This is a genomic window from Rhodococcus sp. IEGM 1408 (assembly GCF_033142235.1).
Taxonomy (GTDB): domain Bacteria; phylum Actinomycetota; class Actinomycetes; order Mycobacteriales; family Mycobacteriaceae; genus Dietzia.
In genome coordinates, this window is the sequence record NZ_JAWLRW010000013.1 from 1 (window position 1) to 16,128 (window position 16,128).

A 16,128-nucleotide genomic window follows, 5' to 3' on the forward strand; every position below is an offset into this window, starting at 1 on the left:
TACCTCAGATGGGTTACTGCGATGAAGGATATGTGGACCGTGGAGCAATTTCACGATGAAGCGAGAGGGCTAATCCTAAATGCCTCGGCGAAACTGGAATTCGCTAGTGAGGTGGCCCCTCCGATAGACGAGCGGTGATTATTCGGCAGCACGGTCCAAGTTGAGGGCGCACCCTGAGGCCAGTTCAAGTATCGGGAGTGTCCATGCCCCGCCGAACGAGCCTGCATCGCTCATGGCCCACGACAGGAATCACGGCCCGAAGGGTCGAGTCCGCGCGAGATATAACTCGACACCGCCAGCTTGTCATAACGTCTGGATATCGGCGTGGGAGCGTGGGCCATGATTGGGGGCAGCCCGCCGTGGGAGCGACGGATGCTTTACTCCTCGATTTCTCCTCCAGTGCGGCGTAGGTGTTCTCGGAAGGTGGTTCCTCGTTGTTGCCGGGAATCGAGGAACTCTGTGAAATACACTTGCTCCCGCAAACTTGTTCCTCGTCGCATGTGTGCTGCTTGGTGACGTTCGGTGTTACGGATCTGGGTCGCGAGCTCGACGATGTCCCTTGCGCGGTCTAGCGGGAGAAAGAGGACACCGTCGTCGTCGCCGAACACGAAGTCCTCGAGTGTGACTGCGTGTGAGCCAAGATATGCGGTGGCTAATGCGTCCTCAGGGGGCGGGTTCAGCCGCTGGGGACCGGCCGGAAGGGCGCCTTGGCTGAAAACGGGCAGGCCGATAGAGCGAAGTTCGGTGGTGTCTCGGTGCATTCCCCAGATCACGAGGCCGGCCATCATTGCGTGGTGAGCTTCCAGAGCGACGAGGTCGCCGACGCAGGCTTCGTCGTCACGACCGGCATTGTCTACGACGAGGACGTCGCCGGGGGTCGCGCAGTCGATGGCTTCTAGGAATACGTCGACGCTGCCCGAATGGCGGGCGGGTCGAGCCGGTCCGACGAGATGGGTGCCGGCCCATAGGGGTCGCACTGTGGCTGGGGCTTGGCGTACGGGAATCCCGAGTCGCATGATCGCGTCGGCCACGTGAGGTGTAGCGAGGTCGAGGTAGAGATGTTGCAGGTCATCAACGTTCATTCGTGTCGTCCTTGGTGTCATGTCGACGGTCGCCGGTGCGATTTTCTTGACCAGGATGCTGGGGCCAGGCCCGGGGGAACGGGAGGTCGAAGACCTCGGGATCGACAGGGCTAGAACTGGCGGCGGCGTATAAGGTGCCCGCGCGGAGGGTGAGCCCGCCGCCTCTCAACATGGAATCGACTAGGTCTCGTGAGAACTCTGCGACTGTCTTGTCAACGACCGCGGCTGCGTCTTGAGCCCACTCGCACTGAGTCAGGTAGTCATCGAGCGCACTTGCTGCCATTCCGCCGTGGATCATGAGCGCGAATGCGAGGATGCGCTTCGCACCGTGGGAGACAGCCAGATCGATCCGGGTGCGTTGGCGCTCCAGACGACCGATGGCGTTGTCGATTGCCGAGCTCGGATCAGTCACGAGCGGGCCATGCCCGGGCAGCAGGAGTTGCGCGTCGAGAGCCTGGAGCCTGCCGAGTGAGTCCAGCGCGGCGTCGAGTGCCCGCGTCCCTTCGCGCATGACGTTGACCCATCCCACATCGTGAGCGGTCACGGTGTCGCCCACTGCGGCCAGGCGGTGTTCGGCGTTCCAGAATGCGAGGTGGCCGGGGGTGTGTCCGGGGACGGATAGCACCTCCCACTGGAGATCTCCCAGCAGTATCCGGTCTCCCGTGCCGACCGGATTGTCGACGGTGTATCGGGGTACGGGTTGATCCAAGTATTCGGCCACGCAGCACCCCGGGTCGGTCCGGAACAGCGATTCGGCGTCCGAGTGGGATCCGGCGATCTGGGCGCCAGCTTGCTGCAGTATCGCGTTGGCCCCCACATGGTCTGAGTGCCAGTGTGTGTTGGCCACCCAGGAGAGTCGGGTAGTGAACTCGCGGGTGAGGTACGCGGTGTGCTCGGCATGGGCGACGAACCCGCTGTCGATGAGACTCGGTTGCTCACCGAGGAGGAGTAGAAAGTTCGAGTTCGGAAACGGCCGTTCCCGCCAGATGATGCTCTTGGGCAGATTGGGTTCTGTAGTCACAGATCTCCTTTATGCCTCTGATCGACGGCCGACCAATCGTGCCCTAGTGGCAAGGGGCTGGTGTGCTGATCGACGCCTGGGGGAGGGGGTCGGCGCGGAGAAGTGCGCTCTGCGCCGACCTTTTCCGGTTACCAGGTGGCGTCTGTGCCCTTGAGCTGCTTCCAGTAGCGGCGATGGGCCTGGCGGGAGCTTTCGCTGGTCATTCCGGCGGCCAGGCCCTGCTCGTCTTGGGGGTCGGACAAGGTGGCGATGTCCTGCAGGGCGGGAGCCTGGAGGGCCCGCTTGGTGTACGTGTAGTTGTCCAGGCAATCCTCGGGCGTCATCTCTGCGATCTCGACCGCCCGGTTGACGACCTCGTCGGCCGATACGAGTTCGTGCATGATGCCCATCTCGTACACATCGGTGGTGGAGAAGATCTGGCCTTGCAAGCAGACCCGCGAAGCCACGGCGTCCCCCCAGGCGTACTGCAGCATCCGCAGGTACACCGCCGGCATGGGAATTCCGATCGGTACCTCGTTGATCCCGAACTTGGCCCCGTCGTCCACGCACACCCGGCGGTCGCACACGGACGCTGTGATGAGCCCACCTGCGAAAGCGTGCCCGTTAACGGCAGCGACAGTGGGGCGAGGGTAGGTGAACAGACGCATGTTCGTCTCGCGGTAATCCTTGAACCAGGAGGCGACAGCGTCGGTGTCCCCGGCGAAGAGCCGGAAGTGTTCGTCGAGGTCCAGGCCCGCCGAGAAGCGAGCCCCAGTGCCGGTCAACACGACCGGAGAGTCGGGGTGGTCCCGCTCGAGCGCGTCGAATGCCTCGTGCAGGTGTCCGAAGAACTCCCGGTTCTGCGCGTTGACCGGGTTGGTGTTCATGGTCACGACGGCGACGCGGCCGCGACGTTCGATGTTCCAGCTCATGTGCTTGCTCCTTCTTCTTGTGGGTTCAGGCCGTGATCGGTTGGGCTTAGACGTGGACGGTGAGTCCGAGCAGTTCGACTGACTTTTCTCGCATCTCCACTTTGCGGATTTTCCCGCTGGCGGTCATGGGAAATTCGTCGACGCAGAGGACGTGTCGAGGGATCTTGTAGTGGGCGAGTTTGCCGTCGCAGAACGCGCGCACGGCGGCGGCGTCCAGCTCCGCAGCTCCCGGCCGTAGCCGGAGCCAGGCCATCAGCTCCTCGCCGTACTTTTTGCTGGGGACGCCGACGATCTGGGCATCGAGGACATCGGGGTGGGTGTAGAGGAACTCCTCAATTTCACGCGGGTAGATGCATTCGCCGCCGCGCAGGATCATGTCTTTGATCCGGCCAGTGATGCTGACGAAGCCGTCGTCGTCCATGACGGCGAGGTCGCCGGTGTGAAGCCACCTGTCCTCATCGATGGTCTCGATGGTCTTCTCCGGTTGGTGCCAGTACCCGAGCATCACCGAGTAACCCCGTACGCACAGTTCTCCGATTTCCCCGCGAGGGACCGTCTCTCCGGTGACCTGGTGGATGATCTTGTTTTCTACGTGCGGGTGCGCGTATCCGACCGTGGACACTCGGCGTTCCAGGGAATCGCCGGGACGAGTCTGCGTCGACGCCGGAGAGGTCTCGGTCATGCCGTAGGCGATCGCCATCTCGGGCGCGAATTCGGTGACTTTCTTCATGACCTCTACTGGGCACGGTGAGCCGGCCATCGCGCCGGTCCGGAGTGAGGAGAGATCGAAGGAGTCGAAATCGGGAAGGGCCAGCATGGCGATGAACATGGTCGGCACCCCGTATATCGATGTGCAGTGCTCCTCGGCAGCGGACTTCAGCGCCGATGCCGGGTCGAACGCCGCGGCAGGGATCACCACACATGCCCCGTGGGTGAGGGCTCCCAGCGTGGCCATGACCATGCCAAAGCAGTGGTAGAAGGGCACTGGGGCACAGATGCGGTCGTGTTCGGTGTATCCGAGCAGCTCACCTACGAAGAATCCGTTGTTGAGAATGTTCCTATGGGACAGCGTGGCGCCCTTGGGTGCGCCGGTGGTTCCCGAGGTGTATTGGATGTTGATCGGGTCGTCAGGTCGCAGGCCCGCCTCGACGTCGGCGAGGCGCTCTCGCGGTACCGACACTCCTCGGCGCAGCATTTCATCCCATTCCGGGTCCGCCAGGTAGATGACGCGGCCCAGGGTCTTGCACCGTGGCCCGACCTCCTCGATCATCGCTGCGTAGTCAGCAGACTTGAAGGTGGGGATAGCGAACAACAATCGGATGCCGGCCAGATTGAGAGCGTGTTCCAACTCCTGGGTCCGGTAGGCCGGATTGAGGGTCACCAGGATCGCGCCTACCTTGGCTGTAGCGAACTGCACCATGGTCCATTCGGGGCAGTTCGGCGCCCAGATGCCCACGCGGTCCCCGGGTCGAACACCGTCATCTAGGAGCGCGAGTGCCAGCGCCTCGACGTCGGCGGCCAGCTCTCGGTACGTCCAACGTCGGCCGCTCGGGACGTCGACGAGAGCTTCCCGGTCGGGGAACTTCTCGACTGCATTGTCGAGGTTCTGGCCGATGGTCATCTCCAACAATGGGGTGTCGTTCTGGCCCACTGTGTAGCTCAATCGCGGATTCATGCGTGGTCCTCTCCTCAGGACTAGAACTGTGACCAGCGTCTCGACTTTTGAGAACCCCCCAAGGTGGGCCGCGCCACGACGTACCCACCAAGGTAGGTACGAGATTGTGCGCTGTGATGGAGCTCACTAGCCTTTCTGGTACACCTCACGAAGGAGTACCAATGACCGCTTCGCTGAGTGGTGACGACATCACGGAGGGGCGAATTCTCGCCGCGGCGCTCGAACCGATTCGGCTCCAGGCGCGGATGGACATGGTGTTCGGTGGTCCGGTCAAGCATCGGGCCAGCGCGATGGAGATCACCGAACTACACGGCACCCGGACACGGTCGGCGTGGAACCTCGTGGTGCACAATGGGCACGGGCTCGGCGGAAAGGCCTTGTCTCTGCGACGTCCGGTATCGGTGGCCAGCTACTTCGCCTCCGAGGGCATCACCCACGTCTACGACCACGCGGTCAGGCCAGAAGCCATTGAAACGCTTGCGGCCGTTCCGGTCATGGTCAATCGGTCTCCTCGGGCGCTGCTGTATATCGCCACCCGAACCCAGGTCAACCTCGGCGACCGGTGGTTCGACTCGCTCGCGCCGATAATTCGCAAGCTCGAACGCGACATCGCGGTGGAAGACGAAGTCCGTCGACGACTTGGTCTGATGCAGTCCGCCCGTTCGGCAGATCCAGACGGGATGAGCGGTGCTGAACTGGTCGACATCGCGCGTGAACTCAACGAGCTCGCGACGCTGATCGATGATGAAGAGGTGCGCAAGCGGATTGAGGCTGTCGGGCATCGCTTCTCACCTCGCGGGCCGCGTACGGATTCCGCGCCACCAACCTCGTTGCGCCCGCGCGAGCTCGACGTGCTCCGCGAGGTCGCGCGAGGGGCGAGCAACAACGAGGTCGCGGAATCGCTCGGATTACTTCCCAATACGGTGAAGTCGTATATGAAGTCGGCGATGCGCAAATTGCACGTGGCCAACCGCGTGCAGGCGATCAACGCCGCGAACAGCCAGGGCCTGCTGTAGCTGCAGGTATCCACCCACCAAAGTAGCCAACTGCGCCACTGTCCCACTTTTGAAGGTTCCCGCCAGTTGTAACCCGCATCACACTACTGGGCATCGCTGGTCCGTCCGATTCGACGACGGGCCCCCTCTCAGTAGGAGATTTGATGACCCACTCCGTCGACCCGGTCGCGGTGACGCGCCCGCACACGCCGATGCGCCGCGTCGCCCTGGCCAGTTGCACCGGTACCACGATCGAGTTCTACGACTTCTTCATCTACGGCACCGCAGCTGCGCTGGTGTTCCCGACAGTGTTCTTCCCGGCACTGGGCACCGCCGCCGGCACCGTAGCCTCGTTCGCCACCTTTGCCGTGGCCTTCATCGCCCGGCCACTGGGAGCGGCGATCTTCGGTCATTTCGGAGACCGCATCGGTCGAAAGAACACCCTGATCACCACGCTGCTCCTCATGGGAGTGGCCACGGTGGCGATCGGTTTCGTCCCGCCCGCCGCCACCATTGGCGTGGCGGCACCAATCATCCTGGTCCTCCTTCGAATCGCACAGGGATTGGCCGTAGGAGGGGAGTGGGCCGGCGCCACGCTCCTGGCCACCGAATACGCGCCTGCCCACAAACGCGGCATGTATGCCCTTTTCCCGCAGCTCGGCCCGTCGATCGCATTCGCGTTGTCCAGTGGGACATTCCTCATCGTCAACGTCTTCGTCGGTGAAACCTCTCAAGCATTCCTCGACTATGGCTGGCGTATCCCCTTCATCGCCAGCGCTCTCCTGGTGTTCATCGGCCTGTACGTCAGGCTGAAGGTCGAGGAGACCCCGATGTTCGCGCGTCAGGCTGCTGCGCCGCGCGCCTCGGGTGTCGGTCCGCTGATCGGCGTATTCAAGAACCAGCCCCGTGAGCTGTTCCTCGCCGCCGGGGCGCTGTCCATGATGTTCGCGTTCTTCTACATCGGCACCGCTTACCTGACCGCGTACGGCACCGCAACGGTGGGACTGAGCCGCGGAACCGTACTCTCGCTCGGTGTTCTCGCCGCCTTCGTGTTCTGCGCAGTGACCGCCCTCGCCGCGACTTACTCCGATCGCTTCGGACGACGAACGATGGTAATCGGATCCTGCCTCGTGGCAATCCCCGGTGGACTGGTGCTCTTTCCGCTGCTGGATACCGGGTCCGCGACCGCGTTCTTCCTCGGGCTGACCATGACCCTGGCGATCATGGGTATCTCCTACGGCCCGGCCGGGGCGCTGCTGCCCGAGATGTTCAAGACCGAGTACCGCTACACAGGGGCCGGGATGGCCTACGCGATCGCCGGCGTCCTGGGTGGAGGCATCGCACCGATGCTCGCCGCACAGCTCAAAGAGAACTTCGGTGGTGGAGCGATCGGATGGCTCCTGGCCGGCTACGGCGTCTTCAGCCTCCTCTGCGTGCTCGCGCTGCCCGAGACGCGTCACCGGGCGATGGAAGCCGGTGTCACTGATGGCGAAGATGCCTCGGAAGCTCATCCCGTCACCGAGCCCGCCTGATCCCGTTGTAGCAGCGCCGCTCCGAGAAAGGAGCCAGACCATGTCTCAGATCATCGACGCGTGGATGCAGCACCCCACCGAGAGGTGGCTCGCCATGCCTTTCCTTGACTCGCTGCGACGCTGGTCCAAGGACACCATCCCCGAGGGGGACCTCCCGGTGTCATGGACGCTCGAGCGAATGGACGAGGCCGGGGTCGCCAGGGGGATGCTCTGCGCATGGTGGGGCCCCACCGGTGAGCTCATCGGCAATGACGAGGTGGGCGAGATCGCCACCCGTCACCCTGACCGCTTCACGATGACCGCCTCGGTGGATCTCAGTCGCCCCATGGAGGCGGTCCGTGAGCTCCGTCGCTGCGTCGAGGAGTACGACGCCCGAGCCCTGCGCATTCTCCCCTGGCTGTGGAACCTGCCCCCGGACGACCGTCGGTACTACCCGCTCTATGCGGCATGCTGCGAGTTAGACATCACGTTCTGCACCCAGATCGGGCACACCGGTCCGTTAGCCCCGTCGGAACCGGGCCGCCCGATCCCGTACCTCGATCACGTCGCACTGGAATTTCCGGACCTACGGATCGTTGGCGGACACACCGGTGCTCCCTGGACGGCCGAGGCGATCTCGTTGGCCACCAAGTACCCCAACGTGTACATCGACACCTCCGCTTATAAGGTCACGCGCTACCCGACGGAGATCGTTGACTACCTCCGTGGGCACGGCAGGCACAAGATTCTGTTCGGCTCCAACCACCCGGCCTGGCCGGCGTCCGATTGTCTGACCGGACTGGATCAATTGGAGCTGGACGAGCCCACTCGCGATGCATTCCTTCATGGAAACGCCCACCGGGCATTCCGCCTCGACCCCTAGCCGAACGACCACAGATCGCCCATACCTAGCTCAACTGAGGAAATCACTTGTTCACCAACGCTTTCACCGAACTCTTCGGCGTCGACCATCCCTTGGTCTGCGGCGGTATGACCGCCGTGGGCACCGCCGACCTCATCAGCGCCGTGGCTAATGCCGGAGCGCTCGGGTTCCTCACTGCTCTGACGCAGCCCACCCCAGAAGCGCTCGCCGCCGAAATCGCCCGCTGCCGGGAGATGACCGACAAACCCTTCGGGGTGAACCTGACAATCCTGCCCACCCTGCAACCCGCTCCATACGACGAATACCGCGATGCCATCGTCGACAGTGGAATCAAGATTGTTGAGACCGCCGGTAGTAATCCAGCCCCCCACCTGCCGACGTTCAAGCAAGCCGGGGTCAAGGTCATCCACAAGGCGGTGACGGTCCGACACGCCGTCAAGGCCGAACAGGTGGGCGTGGACGCCGTGAGTATCGACGGATTCGAGTGCGCAGGCCACCCCGGCGAAGATGACGTTCCGGGCCTCGTGCTCATCCCGGCCGCCGCGCGGAAGTTGTCGATTCCAATCATCGCCAGTGGGGGTCTGGCGACGGGATCCGGTCTGGTGGCAGCGCTGGCGCTCGGGGCCTCAGCCGTGAACATGGGTACTCGGTTCATGGCCACCGACGAAGCGCCGATCCACCCGAACGTCAAACAGCAGATCGTGGACAACACCGAACGGGACACCGTCCTGGTCTTCCGGGAGTTTCGCAACACCGCCCGAGTCGCGCGCAACTCGATCTCCCAGGAGATCGCCGAAATCTCCCGCCGTCCGGGCGCCTCTTTCGACGATGTGGCCCATCTGGCCAGCGGCAAGCGAGGACGCGAACAGGTGTACGGCAATGGTGACGTCGAAGGCGGACTGTGGTGGGCCAGCCAAGCCCAGGGGCTCATCCACAACATCGCGAGCTGTCGCGAGGTTGTTGACACGATCCTCTCCGAGGCCCGGCAGATCGTCACTAGCCAGCTGCCGTCGCAGCTGGCTAAGTAACCTGGATCTGACACCGCTGGGCCTAATACTCCCGTCGAGTTCTCCCTACAGAGGGACGCCCCGGTCATCGACCACACTCTTCATAACTAGCGTGGAGCGAAGTTTCTCGACGCCCGGAAGGGCCGCGAGGTGGCCGTCATAAATCTCCTGAAACGCTGTGAGGTCTCTGGCCACCACGCGCAACAGGTAGTCGGGATCGCCGAAGAGGCGCTGGGCCGATATGACGTTGGGCAAGTCCGCTACAGCAGTCTCAAAGGCGGCAACGGGGCCGCGTTGTGCGGTCTGCATCGTCACGAAAACGAGAGCCTCGAACTCTAGCCCAACCGCGCTTGGATCCACCTGCGCGCGATAGCCAAGAATCACGCCCTCGCGCTCCAAGGTTCGCAGGCGACGGTGGCACGACGAGACACTCAACCGCACGCGAGCGGCGACGTCTGACATGGTCAGGCGCCCGTTGGCCTGAAGCTGTGCAACTATTTTCCGATCAATCGCATCCATGGCGAATAGTTTTCCACTTTGTCTCGCTGATAGGCCAGAAGTAGGGACCATATCCCTCGTCAACGCCCATATCGTTTCGTCTAGAGGTCGACAGCGGCGGCCCGTACGGCGAAAGGGGTTCGGTTGTGTCAGGGGCGACAGTTCTGGCGTTCTGGGCGGTAGCAATGCTGTTCATCATCACTCCGGGGGCGGACTGGGCATACGCGATCACGTCCGGAGTGCGACATCGCTCCGTGTTTCCTGCAGTCAGCGGACTGTTGCTCGGCCACTTGGTCGCCACTGCAGTCGTAGCGGGCGGGCTCGGTGCGCTTGTCGCTCGCAACCCCGCACTGGTGGCTGTGCTCACAGTGATCGGTGCGCTCTACCTGATCTGGCTGGGTGTCGAGATGGCGCGGCAACCTGGCGATAGCCACACCGAAGATGAGCCAGTCGAGTCCTCGGTAGTTGGCCAATTTGGCAAAGGTCTCGGCATCAGCCTGCTCAACCCGAAGGTGCTCCTTCTCTTAGGCGCCCTGCTGCCACAGTTCGTCGACCCGGATGGTGCTTGGCCGATCGCGGTCCAGATGCTAACCCTCGGGGGGATGCACGTCGCGTGCTGCGCGGTTGTCTACTTCGCTGTCGCATTGCTCGCCCGCACAGCTTTCAGGGCGCGCCCAGCTCTCGGCCCCGGCATCACTCGTGCATCTGGAGTCACAATGACGCTTATCGGTGGCTTGTTGTTGGTCAGGCAGCTGCTCGCGTAGTCCGGTCGCAGGTACACGACGCACCTCTGCCGGCGCACCTTCTAGAGCTACGCGTCTTTCGCTGTGGTGGCCACATGGTCGGTGGCATCGAGGTAGGCGGCATCGCGGAGCGCTGCCTCGAGAACCCGTCTATACGGAAGGCGCAGTTCAGCAGCCATGCCGTCGAGCGTCGTTCGGGCCGGCAAGCCGCGCAGTCCGCGGGTGCGCCACAGGTGCAGATTCTGGCGGGTGACCCCGATTCGGCGGGCCAGCTCGGCCTCGCCGACGCCGTAGGCGCGCTTGTGGGCGTCGATGAGCTCGACCAGTCGAGGAGTCTCCATGGCCCCGAGTGTCCGCCTGCATCGCAGGTGACGTCAAGTACTAATTAACGCTATTGACAAGTTTAACTTTACATAACGGAGCTTATCGGCGCTGTAACAATGCAGCTCAGAGGCCTTCCGGCTCCCCCAAAACCGTGATACAGTTTAGATGTGAAAGTGACGATCTGCGCGTCGGCGCGTCGGCATGGCATCACGGATGCGGAGATCAGAGCGGTGCTGGAGCATTCGGTCGTGCGCTACAGGGTGGCGCCGCGGGCAGATCCGGAGGCGCAGTTGATCCGGATGGTCGGCGACTCGGACGGTGGGCCGTTCATCGAGGTGGTCGCCGACCAGGTCGATTCGGGTGAGCTGCATGTGTTCCACGCGATGCTGCTCACGACGACGGTGGCTCGCGAGGTGCTCCAGGTCACCGGAGGAACGGTCGATCTGACCGATCAGGTCAGCCGCCGCCAGAGAACGCAACAGGAGGAACCATGAGCAAGGCCAGCGATCGTGAAGCGCGCTATGCGCGTCTTGCTGACGCGGTGGAGTCCGGCGAGTACGAGGTGGTCGCCGGATCGGTTGGGATACGGCCGGATTATCGGCCCGGCCGGCCCCGTGGAGGGGACGTTGCTGAAGAGACTCGTCCGCTGGCTGTTCGGCTCACTGAGTCAGACCGCCGCAGGCTCGCCGATTATGCCGAGCGGACCAGGCAGCCGATGAGTGCTGTTATCCGAGCCGCCATCGAGGAGTACCTCGGGACACATCCGGCCGCATGAGCGCAGTGGAGCCAAGGGAAAACGAGATAGAGGCTGACGGGCGGAAGGTCGAGGGTCCCAGTGGTGCGGACACCAGTACGAACTCCGCTATGAGCGTTTCAGATGACGGCGATGACTCGACGCCGGAAGTTCGCGACCTTGAGGCGGCAGCGGATACTGCGATCGACGGCGACGCCATCTCGCAGGAAGTGCAGCGGGCGTACGACTTGGTCCCGGCAATCGGAACACGGTGGCGCTGGTATGACTTCCCCTACCGCGTCCTTCGCTGGTTGTTAACGGGTTGGCGGCGGCGCCTCGTTCCATGGCGACTCCGGCTCCGGTTGAACAATGGTCTCAATTTTTTCAACGTGTTCAATCACTACGAGCGACTGAAGGTCGAGCTCCGCACCAGCCCTCTGAGGAATCTGGTGGTTCCGGTCGACGAAGAGGTCGCGCAGGGTGCCATCTGGGTTGTGGAGTTCTTTCCCCCGAGTTTCTACGACGACCTCTTTCGGTCCCTGAGAAAAAACGGCTGGGGGGACAACGACTTCATCGGGTCGATAGACGGCAGCAACGCAGAGCAGATAGCCCGAGCCCGCCGCAGGAGCAGTTTGCGCTGGAGCCGCCTGGGTACGGTAGCCAATCCGACCGCGCGGTATGTAGCTATGGATACCCACCGCGAGGTGCTGCCAGCGGAGTTCGACCTCATCGAGCTATCGGGGGTGCAGATCGGCAGCAGTATGACTGCCGTGATCGCGTTCATCCAGTTGAGCGAGCAGGGGCAAAGTTCCCTGAACGAAGTTTGGAAGGCCGACCACGAGCCGGTCTTCGAGTGGCGCGGCCTTCGTCGGCCGCGCACCGAGGATCGATACTTCAGCGCCATTCGTGCAACCCAGCGTGAACGTCAGCGCCTTCACGACATCGCACGGTCTTGGCTTTCCGAGCGTTGCGGTGGATTCTTCGCCCAGACAGAGGCACGCCAGCCAGTAATCGACTTCAACATGTTTCAGCAGTTCGATCCGACGACGTCGGTGGCGAGCAGGGACATGGGCGCTCCGCTCCGTGCTCTCGCAATGGAGACGAACTACCTCTTCAACTATGTGTCCCCGCAGATCCCTGGCGCGGTCCTGGTTCGTGGCGAAGCCCTCCGACCTCCGCGCGAAGCCCTGGAGAACTGCTGGGGGGTCGTGGGGTCTTACAAAGTTGTCTCAGACGCCAACGACAGACCGGGATACGGCGACAAGCCCTACTCGGTCGGAACCCTTGCCGCGATGGTCGACGATGCCGTCCGCGCATTCTTACTCCACTACGCCGTGGTGCATTACGCCCGGCAACTTGACGAGCAGGCGGCAACTCAGCGGGACACAGCGAGGTCGAGGCATCGTAGCTTCAGTCCAAGGCGGCTGGATGCGCTCAAGCATGAGCTCCTGACGTTCAGCGTCGACTTGCCGGCTGTTGCACGGGACACGGGGCAGCTTTGGAGCCCTACGTGGCGACGGTGGGAAGGTCTTGATGTCAGGGGCGTTCCAGCGCCAGGAATCCCCAGCCCCCCGGAAGAGTTCGACTTGATTGAACAACTTGGCCAGTCACGGACGCAGCTGTTTGAGTCGCTGATCTCCGACGACGCCGCATACCGCGAAGTGTTGGCCACCACTTCGTCACTGGGAGCCAGCGCGGCTAGCGCTCGACTAGGAAGCCGTGCTCTTTTCGTCTCGCTGGCGTCACTGTTTGTCTCAGTCACAACCCTGATTGCTGTCAATGGCTCCGTCGCCTGGAGCCGAATAGTGGAATGGCTTGCGAACTTCTAGTAGTTGGCGAGCGATGCCCCGCGTAGCCGCGGCTGGATATTCGCGCAACCGGGAGGGGCAGGATGTTCGACGGTTGCAGGGCGATCCCTACTCAGTACACCGCAACTGCTCGAACCAGTACGACAGGGCCCGGAATCACTAAGCTGTCAGCGTCGACGTCGGAGCCCACCTGTGTCACCACCGATCGCAGCAGGTCTACTGCATTCGTCTGCCGTCTGAAGGCACGAGGTATGCCGGTCAGCAGATGCTTGGCAAACTCGAAGTCTTTACCCTCGGGAACAAAACTCTCCACGATTCCGAGCACAGTCCGATCCCCTTCGAGGTCATCGGCAGTCTTCGTCCCCACAAGGTTCTCTCGGTTGGCGAGCACGATCACTGCGGCTTCGTCGTCGTTGTTCGAATCGCGGCTCAGGATTACCGTCCCCTGCTCGGCAGGGCGCATGATCGCGGCGAGTAACTCGGGAGGGGGACTGGCTAACTGCAGCATGGCTGGGTTCTGGGCCGCCATCCCGAATAGAGACGTCAGCAGCGCGCCAGCATCGGTGGCAGGCGAAATCTCCCAATCCGCATCGATCTCTACGACATTGCGCCGCGCCACGTCACTCGTATCGGTCCTAACGTCACCACTCTTGAACAGAGCATCGACAAGTCGGTTCAAGGCGCTGGCAGGAGCGTCACGGATTACTCGTGATCTAGTGCGTTCGGACTCAGTGGTCCTGGCGCCGCCTGCCTCGGCGTCGATCAATCCGGTGCGGAGCTTGCCACCGCCATTGGCGGCGCCGGATCGCAGCATGCGCTCTGACACCTCAACGTCAACCAGCACCTCGATGCCGTGGTAATTGGCGAGCGGCACAAGCACATCGAGGTCGAGATAGACAGGTATTCGGAATCCGCTCATAGGCCCCTTCGTCTCTCGAGATCACCAGGCCCTGGCAGCATCCCATCTTCTTCGGCACTCGACTCCTCTAATCGGGCAACAACGCGCCGAAAAGCGTCAACGTGGCCAACCATCTGCGCCAGCCCCTCGCGCCGCCGGCTAGTAACGCTGCGCTCCCGGCGGCGCTGGATACCTGCAAGCTCACTGCCCAATAGACACACCTTGCACTTGCGGAGAGAACGCGCCGGGCCGTTTCAGGCGCGAGCCCATCATCGGGTCAGCGCATCGTTATTCGCTGGAGCGTGTCGGACCCGCCGGGGACACTAGGGGCACAGGTGTCAGCGAGCAGACACGACTGGAGATGGATGATGAGTGAGATCGACGAGACGGTCATGGCCACCCAGCGCGACAAGCAGGACCAGACAATCTCCCGAGCGGTAGACCGCTCGCGCGAGGCAGACAGGCAGGGCGGGGCGCCTGATGCTGCGTGGTCGATGGGCGAAAAGCTACTCAACGCTCTGGTTTTTGAGCGCCTCGATCAGCTCGAGGCCCTGGACTACTCGGAGGCCGAGGCAATCGAGCGGCTCCGGTTCGACTTCGGCGTCACCTCTGCCCAGTTCCCGGCGGTGCTTGAGCGCATCCGAGCGCAGCTCTAGAAGGGGGGCAAGGCCCGTGTGGGATCCAGGCACCGCCGTCTTTCTCGGCGTGATGCAAGGTCGCACGTGGGCACCGACTGTCGCAGCACTGGGTGTGCTGGCGTGGTTCGTCGGTCATTGGTCATTGGTCGTTCGCGGTGCGGGGCGGCGTGCACTACCGGTGACCGATAGCGCTGTGGGTGATCGACAAGACTGCGCTGCGGTGGACGATCCCGCGGTACTGGCAGCTGCACCAAAAGCGCAGCACGCCGCGGCCCGCTGACACTTCTCACCGCCCGGAAATGTGGAAGGCCCCGCTGCGGCGGGGCCTGTGCTGTGGGCGAGTTTACGCGTCGAATCTTTAGAACAGCGGTGGTGTGTCTAGGGGCTCGGGGTGGCCCGAGGCGCGGGCGTACGCCTCGGGGTTCCAGCCGCCGGCCAGGGCGGCGCGGACGGCGAGGGAGCGGGCGTGTCGGTCGGTGTGTTGGTCGGGGTTTCTAATCGCGCCGGTGCGGCCACACGCTACGGCGTAGCGCAGGTTCGCGGTTTGGGTGGAGGCGATCACGTGTCCCGGGTCTACGCGTACGCACAGGGGTTCGTTGCACCGATGTTCAGCCACGACTCCGTCACCGAGCTCGCCGGCTAAAAGAAGGGCGAATCGGTGCCCGGACTCGGTGCGACTGATCCCGCCGGATCTCCAGGACAGACGCGTATAGCCATCGACTCCGGAGATCGCTGCGAGGTGAAACCAACAGCCCTCCCCCGGTGCTTTGACGACCCGCGACCAGAACGCGTCGATGGCAGCCTGGGTGGGCGGCAGTGTCGCACTGTAGGGGCGAGACCGCCGCACCCGGATCGATGCTCCCGGGGCCGAGATGAGGTCTAGTCCCGGCAGCGGCACGTTGCCGTGGAGCTCGCCGACAGGGTCAGTGTGACCGAGCACCGGCGTGGTCCGAGTCCTCGGCCGGCGCCTGTTCATCTGCGTTGTCCGGTTCCGTGTCGACACTGTCGGTCTGGGTCTTGGCGGTGCGGATCGCTGCGCCGATATCACGTGCCGATAGTCCAGTCATCTCGGCCAGATCACCCTGGGCAACGCCGAGGTCCCGGAGCTCAATGAGCGCGGTCCCCAGTGTCGCCTCTCTTCCTCGCGGGAATCGATGGCGGAGAACACGGCCACCAGTTTGGACTCGCGCTTGCGCGCGCGCTCCAACTCGACGGCCATTGCCTGGCGGGCGCGAGCCCGTGCGGTCTGTGAACGGGAATCGGTCTTCGCGAGGGCCATACGCTCGACCCTATTGGTCGCCGCTGTCCCCCGCAATCGCCCACGCTCTGGCTGCCCGTCACATCCCCCGCACCGCCCCGGCCAGTCGCCTCCATGCGCCCGCCACAAAACCCAACTCGCTC

Annotated in this window: 18 protein-coding genes; 9 read left to right on the forward strand and 9 right to left on the reverse strand. The window is 63.3% G+C overall.

Annotated elements, in window-relative coordinates; all coding sequences use genetic code 11:
- Positions 1 to 377 precede the first annotated feature (377 nt).
- From R4P08_RS16395 to R4P08_RS16410, 4 genes are all read right to left on the reverse strand, one after another.
- Complete coding sequence (locus R4P08_RS16395; RefSeq protein ID WP_317814986.1) at positions 378 to 1,082, reverse strand: RraA family protein; 705 nt, start codon at positions 1,080 to 1,082, stop codon at positions 378 to 380.
- Complete coding sequence (locus R4P08_RS16400; RefSeq protein WP_317814987.1) at positions 1,072 to 2,103, reverse strand: MBL fold metallo-hydrolase; 1,032 nt, start codon at positions 2,101 to 2,103, stop codon at positions 1,072 to 1,074. The genes R4P08_RS16395 and R4P08_RS16400 overlap by 11 nt, the downstream gene beginning before the upstream one ends.
- A gap of 128 nt (positions 2,104 to 2,231) precedes the next feature.
- The gene (locus R4P08_RS16405) at positions 2,232 to 3,014 is read right to left on the reverse strand and encodes an enoyl-CoA hydratase/isomerase family protein (RefSeq protein ID WP_317814988.1); all 783 of its coding nucleotides are present in this window, start codon (positions 3,012 to 3,014) and stop codon (positions 2,232 to 2,234) included.
- 46 nt (positions 3,015 to 3,060) lie between these two features.
- Entirely contained in the window at positions 3,061 to 4,689 is a 1,629-nt protein-coding gene (locus R4P08_RS16410; protein WP_317814989.1) for an AMP-binding protein, read from the reverse strand.
- A 161-nt stretch (positions 4,690 to 4,850) separates the two neighbouring features.
- Here R4P08_RS16410 and R4P08_RS16415 point away from each other — a divergent pair, with 161 nt between their 5' ends.
- The 4 genes from R4P08_RS16415 (at position 4,851) to R4P08_RS16430 (ending at position 9,106) form a co-directional block, all read left to right on the forward strand.
- On the forward strand, positions 4,851 to 5,705 hold the full coding sequence (locus R4P08_RS16415; RefSeq protein ID WP_317814990.1) for a helix-turn-helix transcriptional regulator: 855 nt from the start codon (positions 4,851 to 4,853) through the stop codon (positions 5,703 to 5,705).
- Positions 5,706 to 5,848: 143 nt separating this feature from the next.
- Positions 5,849 to 7,216, forward strand: coding sequence for an MFS transporter (locus tag R4P08_RS16420; RefSeq protein ID WP_411741231.1), 1,368 nt, complete (start codon positions 5,849 to 5,851; stop codon positions 7,214 to 7,216).
- Positions 7,217 to 7,256: 40 nt separating this feature from the next.
- Entirely contained in the window at positions 7,257 to 8,078 is an 822-nt protein-coding gene (locus R4P08_RS16425) for an amidohydrolase family protein (RefSeq protein WP_317814992.1), read from the forward strand.
- A gap of 47 nt (positions 8,079 to 8,125) precedes the next feature.
- The gene (locus R4P08_RS16430) at positions 8,126 to 9,106 is read left to right on the forward strand and encodes a nitronate monooxygenase (RefSeq protein ID WP_317814993.1); all 981 of its coding nucleotides are present in this window, start codon (positions 8,126 to 8,128) and stop codon (positions 9,104 to 9,106) included.
- A gap of 45 nt (positions 9,107 to 9,151) precedes the next feature.
- Here R4P08_RS16430 and R4P08_RS16435 read toward each other — a convergent pair whose 3' ends face one another.
- Positions 9,152 to 9,604: an Lrp/AsnC family transcriptional regulator gene (locus tag R4P08_RS16435; protein ID WP_317814994.1), complete on the reverse strand. Its 453-nt coding sequence runs from the start codon at positions 9,602 to 9,604 to the stop codon at positions 9,152 to 9,154.
- Between the two features lie 164 nt (positions 9,605 to 9,768).
- Here R4P08_RS16435 and R4P08_RS16440 point away from each other — a divergent pair, with 164 nt between their 5' ends.
- A complete protein-coding gene (locus R4P08_RS16440) occupies positions 9,769 to 10,347 on the forward strand; it encodes a LysE family translocator (protein ID WP_317814995.1) in 579 nt (192 codons plus the stop codon).
- Positions 10,348 to 10,394: 47 nt separating this feature from the next.
- Here the strand turns inward: R4P08_RS16440 and R4P08_RS16445 are convergent, their stop codons facing one another.
- Positions 10,395 to 10,667: an XRE family transcriptional regulator gene (locus R4P08_RS16445; protein WP_317814996.1), complete on the reverse strand. Its 273-nt coding sequence runs from the start codon at positions 10,665 to 10,667 to the stop codon at positions 10,395 to 10,397.
- 150 nt (positions 10,668 to 10,817) lie between these two features.
- Between R4P08_RS16445 and R4P08_RS16450 the strand changes: the two genes are divergently transcribed.
- The 3 genes from R4P08_RS16450 to R4P08_RS16460 are packed head-to-tail and all read left to right on the forward strand — an operon-like array spanning position 10,818 to position 13,212.
- Positions 10,818 to 11,144 carry a hypothetical protein gene (locus tag R4P08_RS16450; protein WP_317814997.1) on the forward strand — a complete coding sequence of 109 codons (327 nt, stop codon included), beginning with the start codon at positions 10,818 to 10,820 and terminating at the stop codon, positions 11,142 to 11,144.
- Positions 11,141 to 11,425 (forward strand): ribbon-helix-helix protein, CopG family, encoded by a 285-nt coding sequence (locus R4P08_RS16455; RefSeq protein WP_317814998.1) that lies wholly within the window; start codon positions 11,141 to 11,143, stop codon positions 11,423 to 11,425. The genes R4P08_RS16450 and R4P08_RS16455 overlap by 4 nt, the downstream gene beginning before the upstream one ends.
- On the forward strand, positions 11,422 to 13,212 hold the full coding sequence (locus R4P08_RS16460) for a hypothetical protein (protein ID WP_317814999.1): 1,791 nt from the start codon (positions 11,422 to 11,424) through the stop codon (positions 13,210 to 13,212). Before R4P08_RS16455 ends, R4P08_RS16460 begins: the two co-directional genes overlap by 4 nt.
- 91 nt (positions 13,213 to 13,303) lie before the next feature.
- Here R4P08_RS16460 and R4P08_RS16465 read toward each other — a convergent pair whose 3' ends face one another.
- Complete coding sequence (locus R4P08_RS16465; RefSeq protein WP_317815000.1) at positions 13,304 to 14,110, reverse strand: hypothetical protein; 807 nt, start codon at positions 14,108 to 14,110, stop codon at positions 13,304 to 13,306.
- Between the two features lie 347 nt (positions 14,111 to 14,457).
- Here R4P08_RS16465 and R4P08_RS16470 point away from each other — a divergent pair, with 347 nt between their 5' ends.
- Positions 14,458 to 14,745: a hypothetical protein gene (locus R4P08_RS16470; RefSeq protein WP_317815002.1), complete on the forward strand. Its 288-nt coding sequence runs from the start codon at positions 14,458 to 14,460 to the stop codon at positions 14,743 to 14,745.
- Between the two features lie 340 nt (positions 14,746 to 15,085).
- Here the strand turns inward: R4P08_RS16470 and R4P08_RS16475 are convergent, their stop codons facing one another.
- Positions 15,086 to 15,289: a hypothetical protein gene (locus R4P08_RS16475; RefSeq protein WP_317815003.1), complete on the reverse strand. Its 204-nt coding sequence runs from the start codon at positions 15,287 to 15,289 to the stop codon at positions 15,086 to 15,088.
- 501 nt (positions 15,290 to 15,790) lie between these two features.
- Complete coding sequence (locus tag R4P08_RS16480) at positions 15,791 to 16,006, reverse strand: hypothetical protein (protein ID WP_317815004.1); 216 nt, start codon at positions 16,004 to 16,006, stop codon at positions 15,791 to 15,793.
- Positions 16,007 to 16,128: the final 122 nt, after the last annotated feature.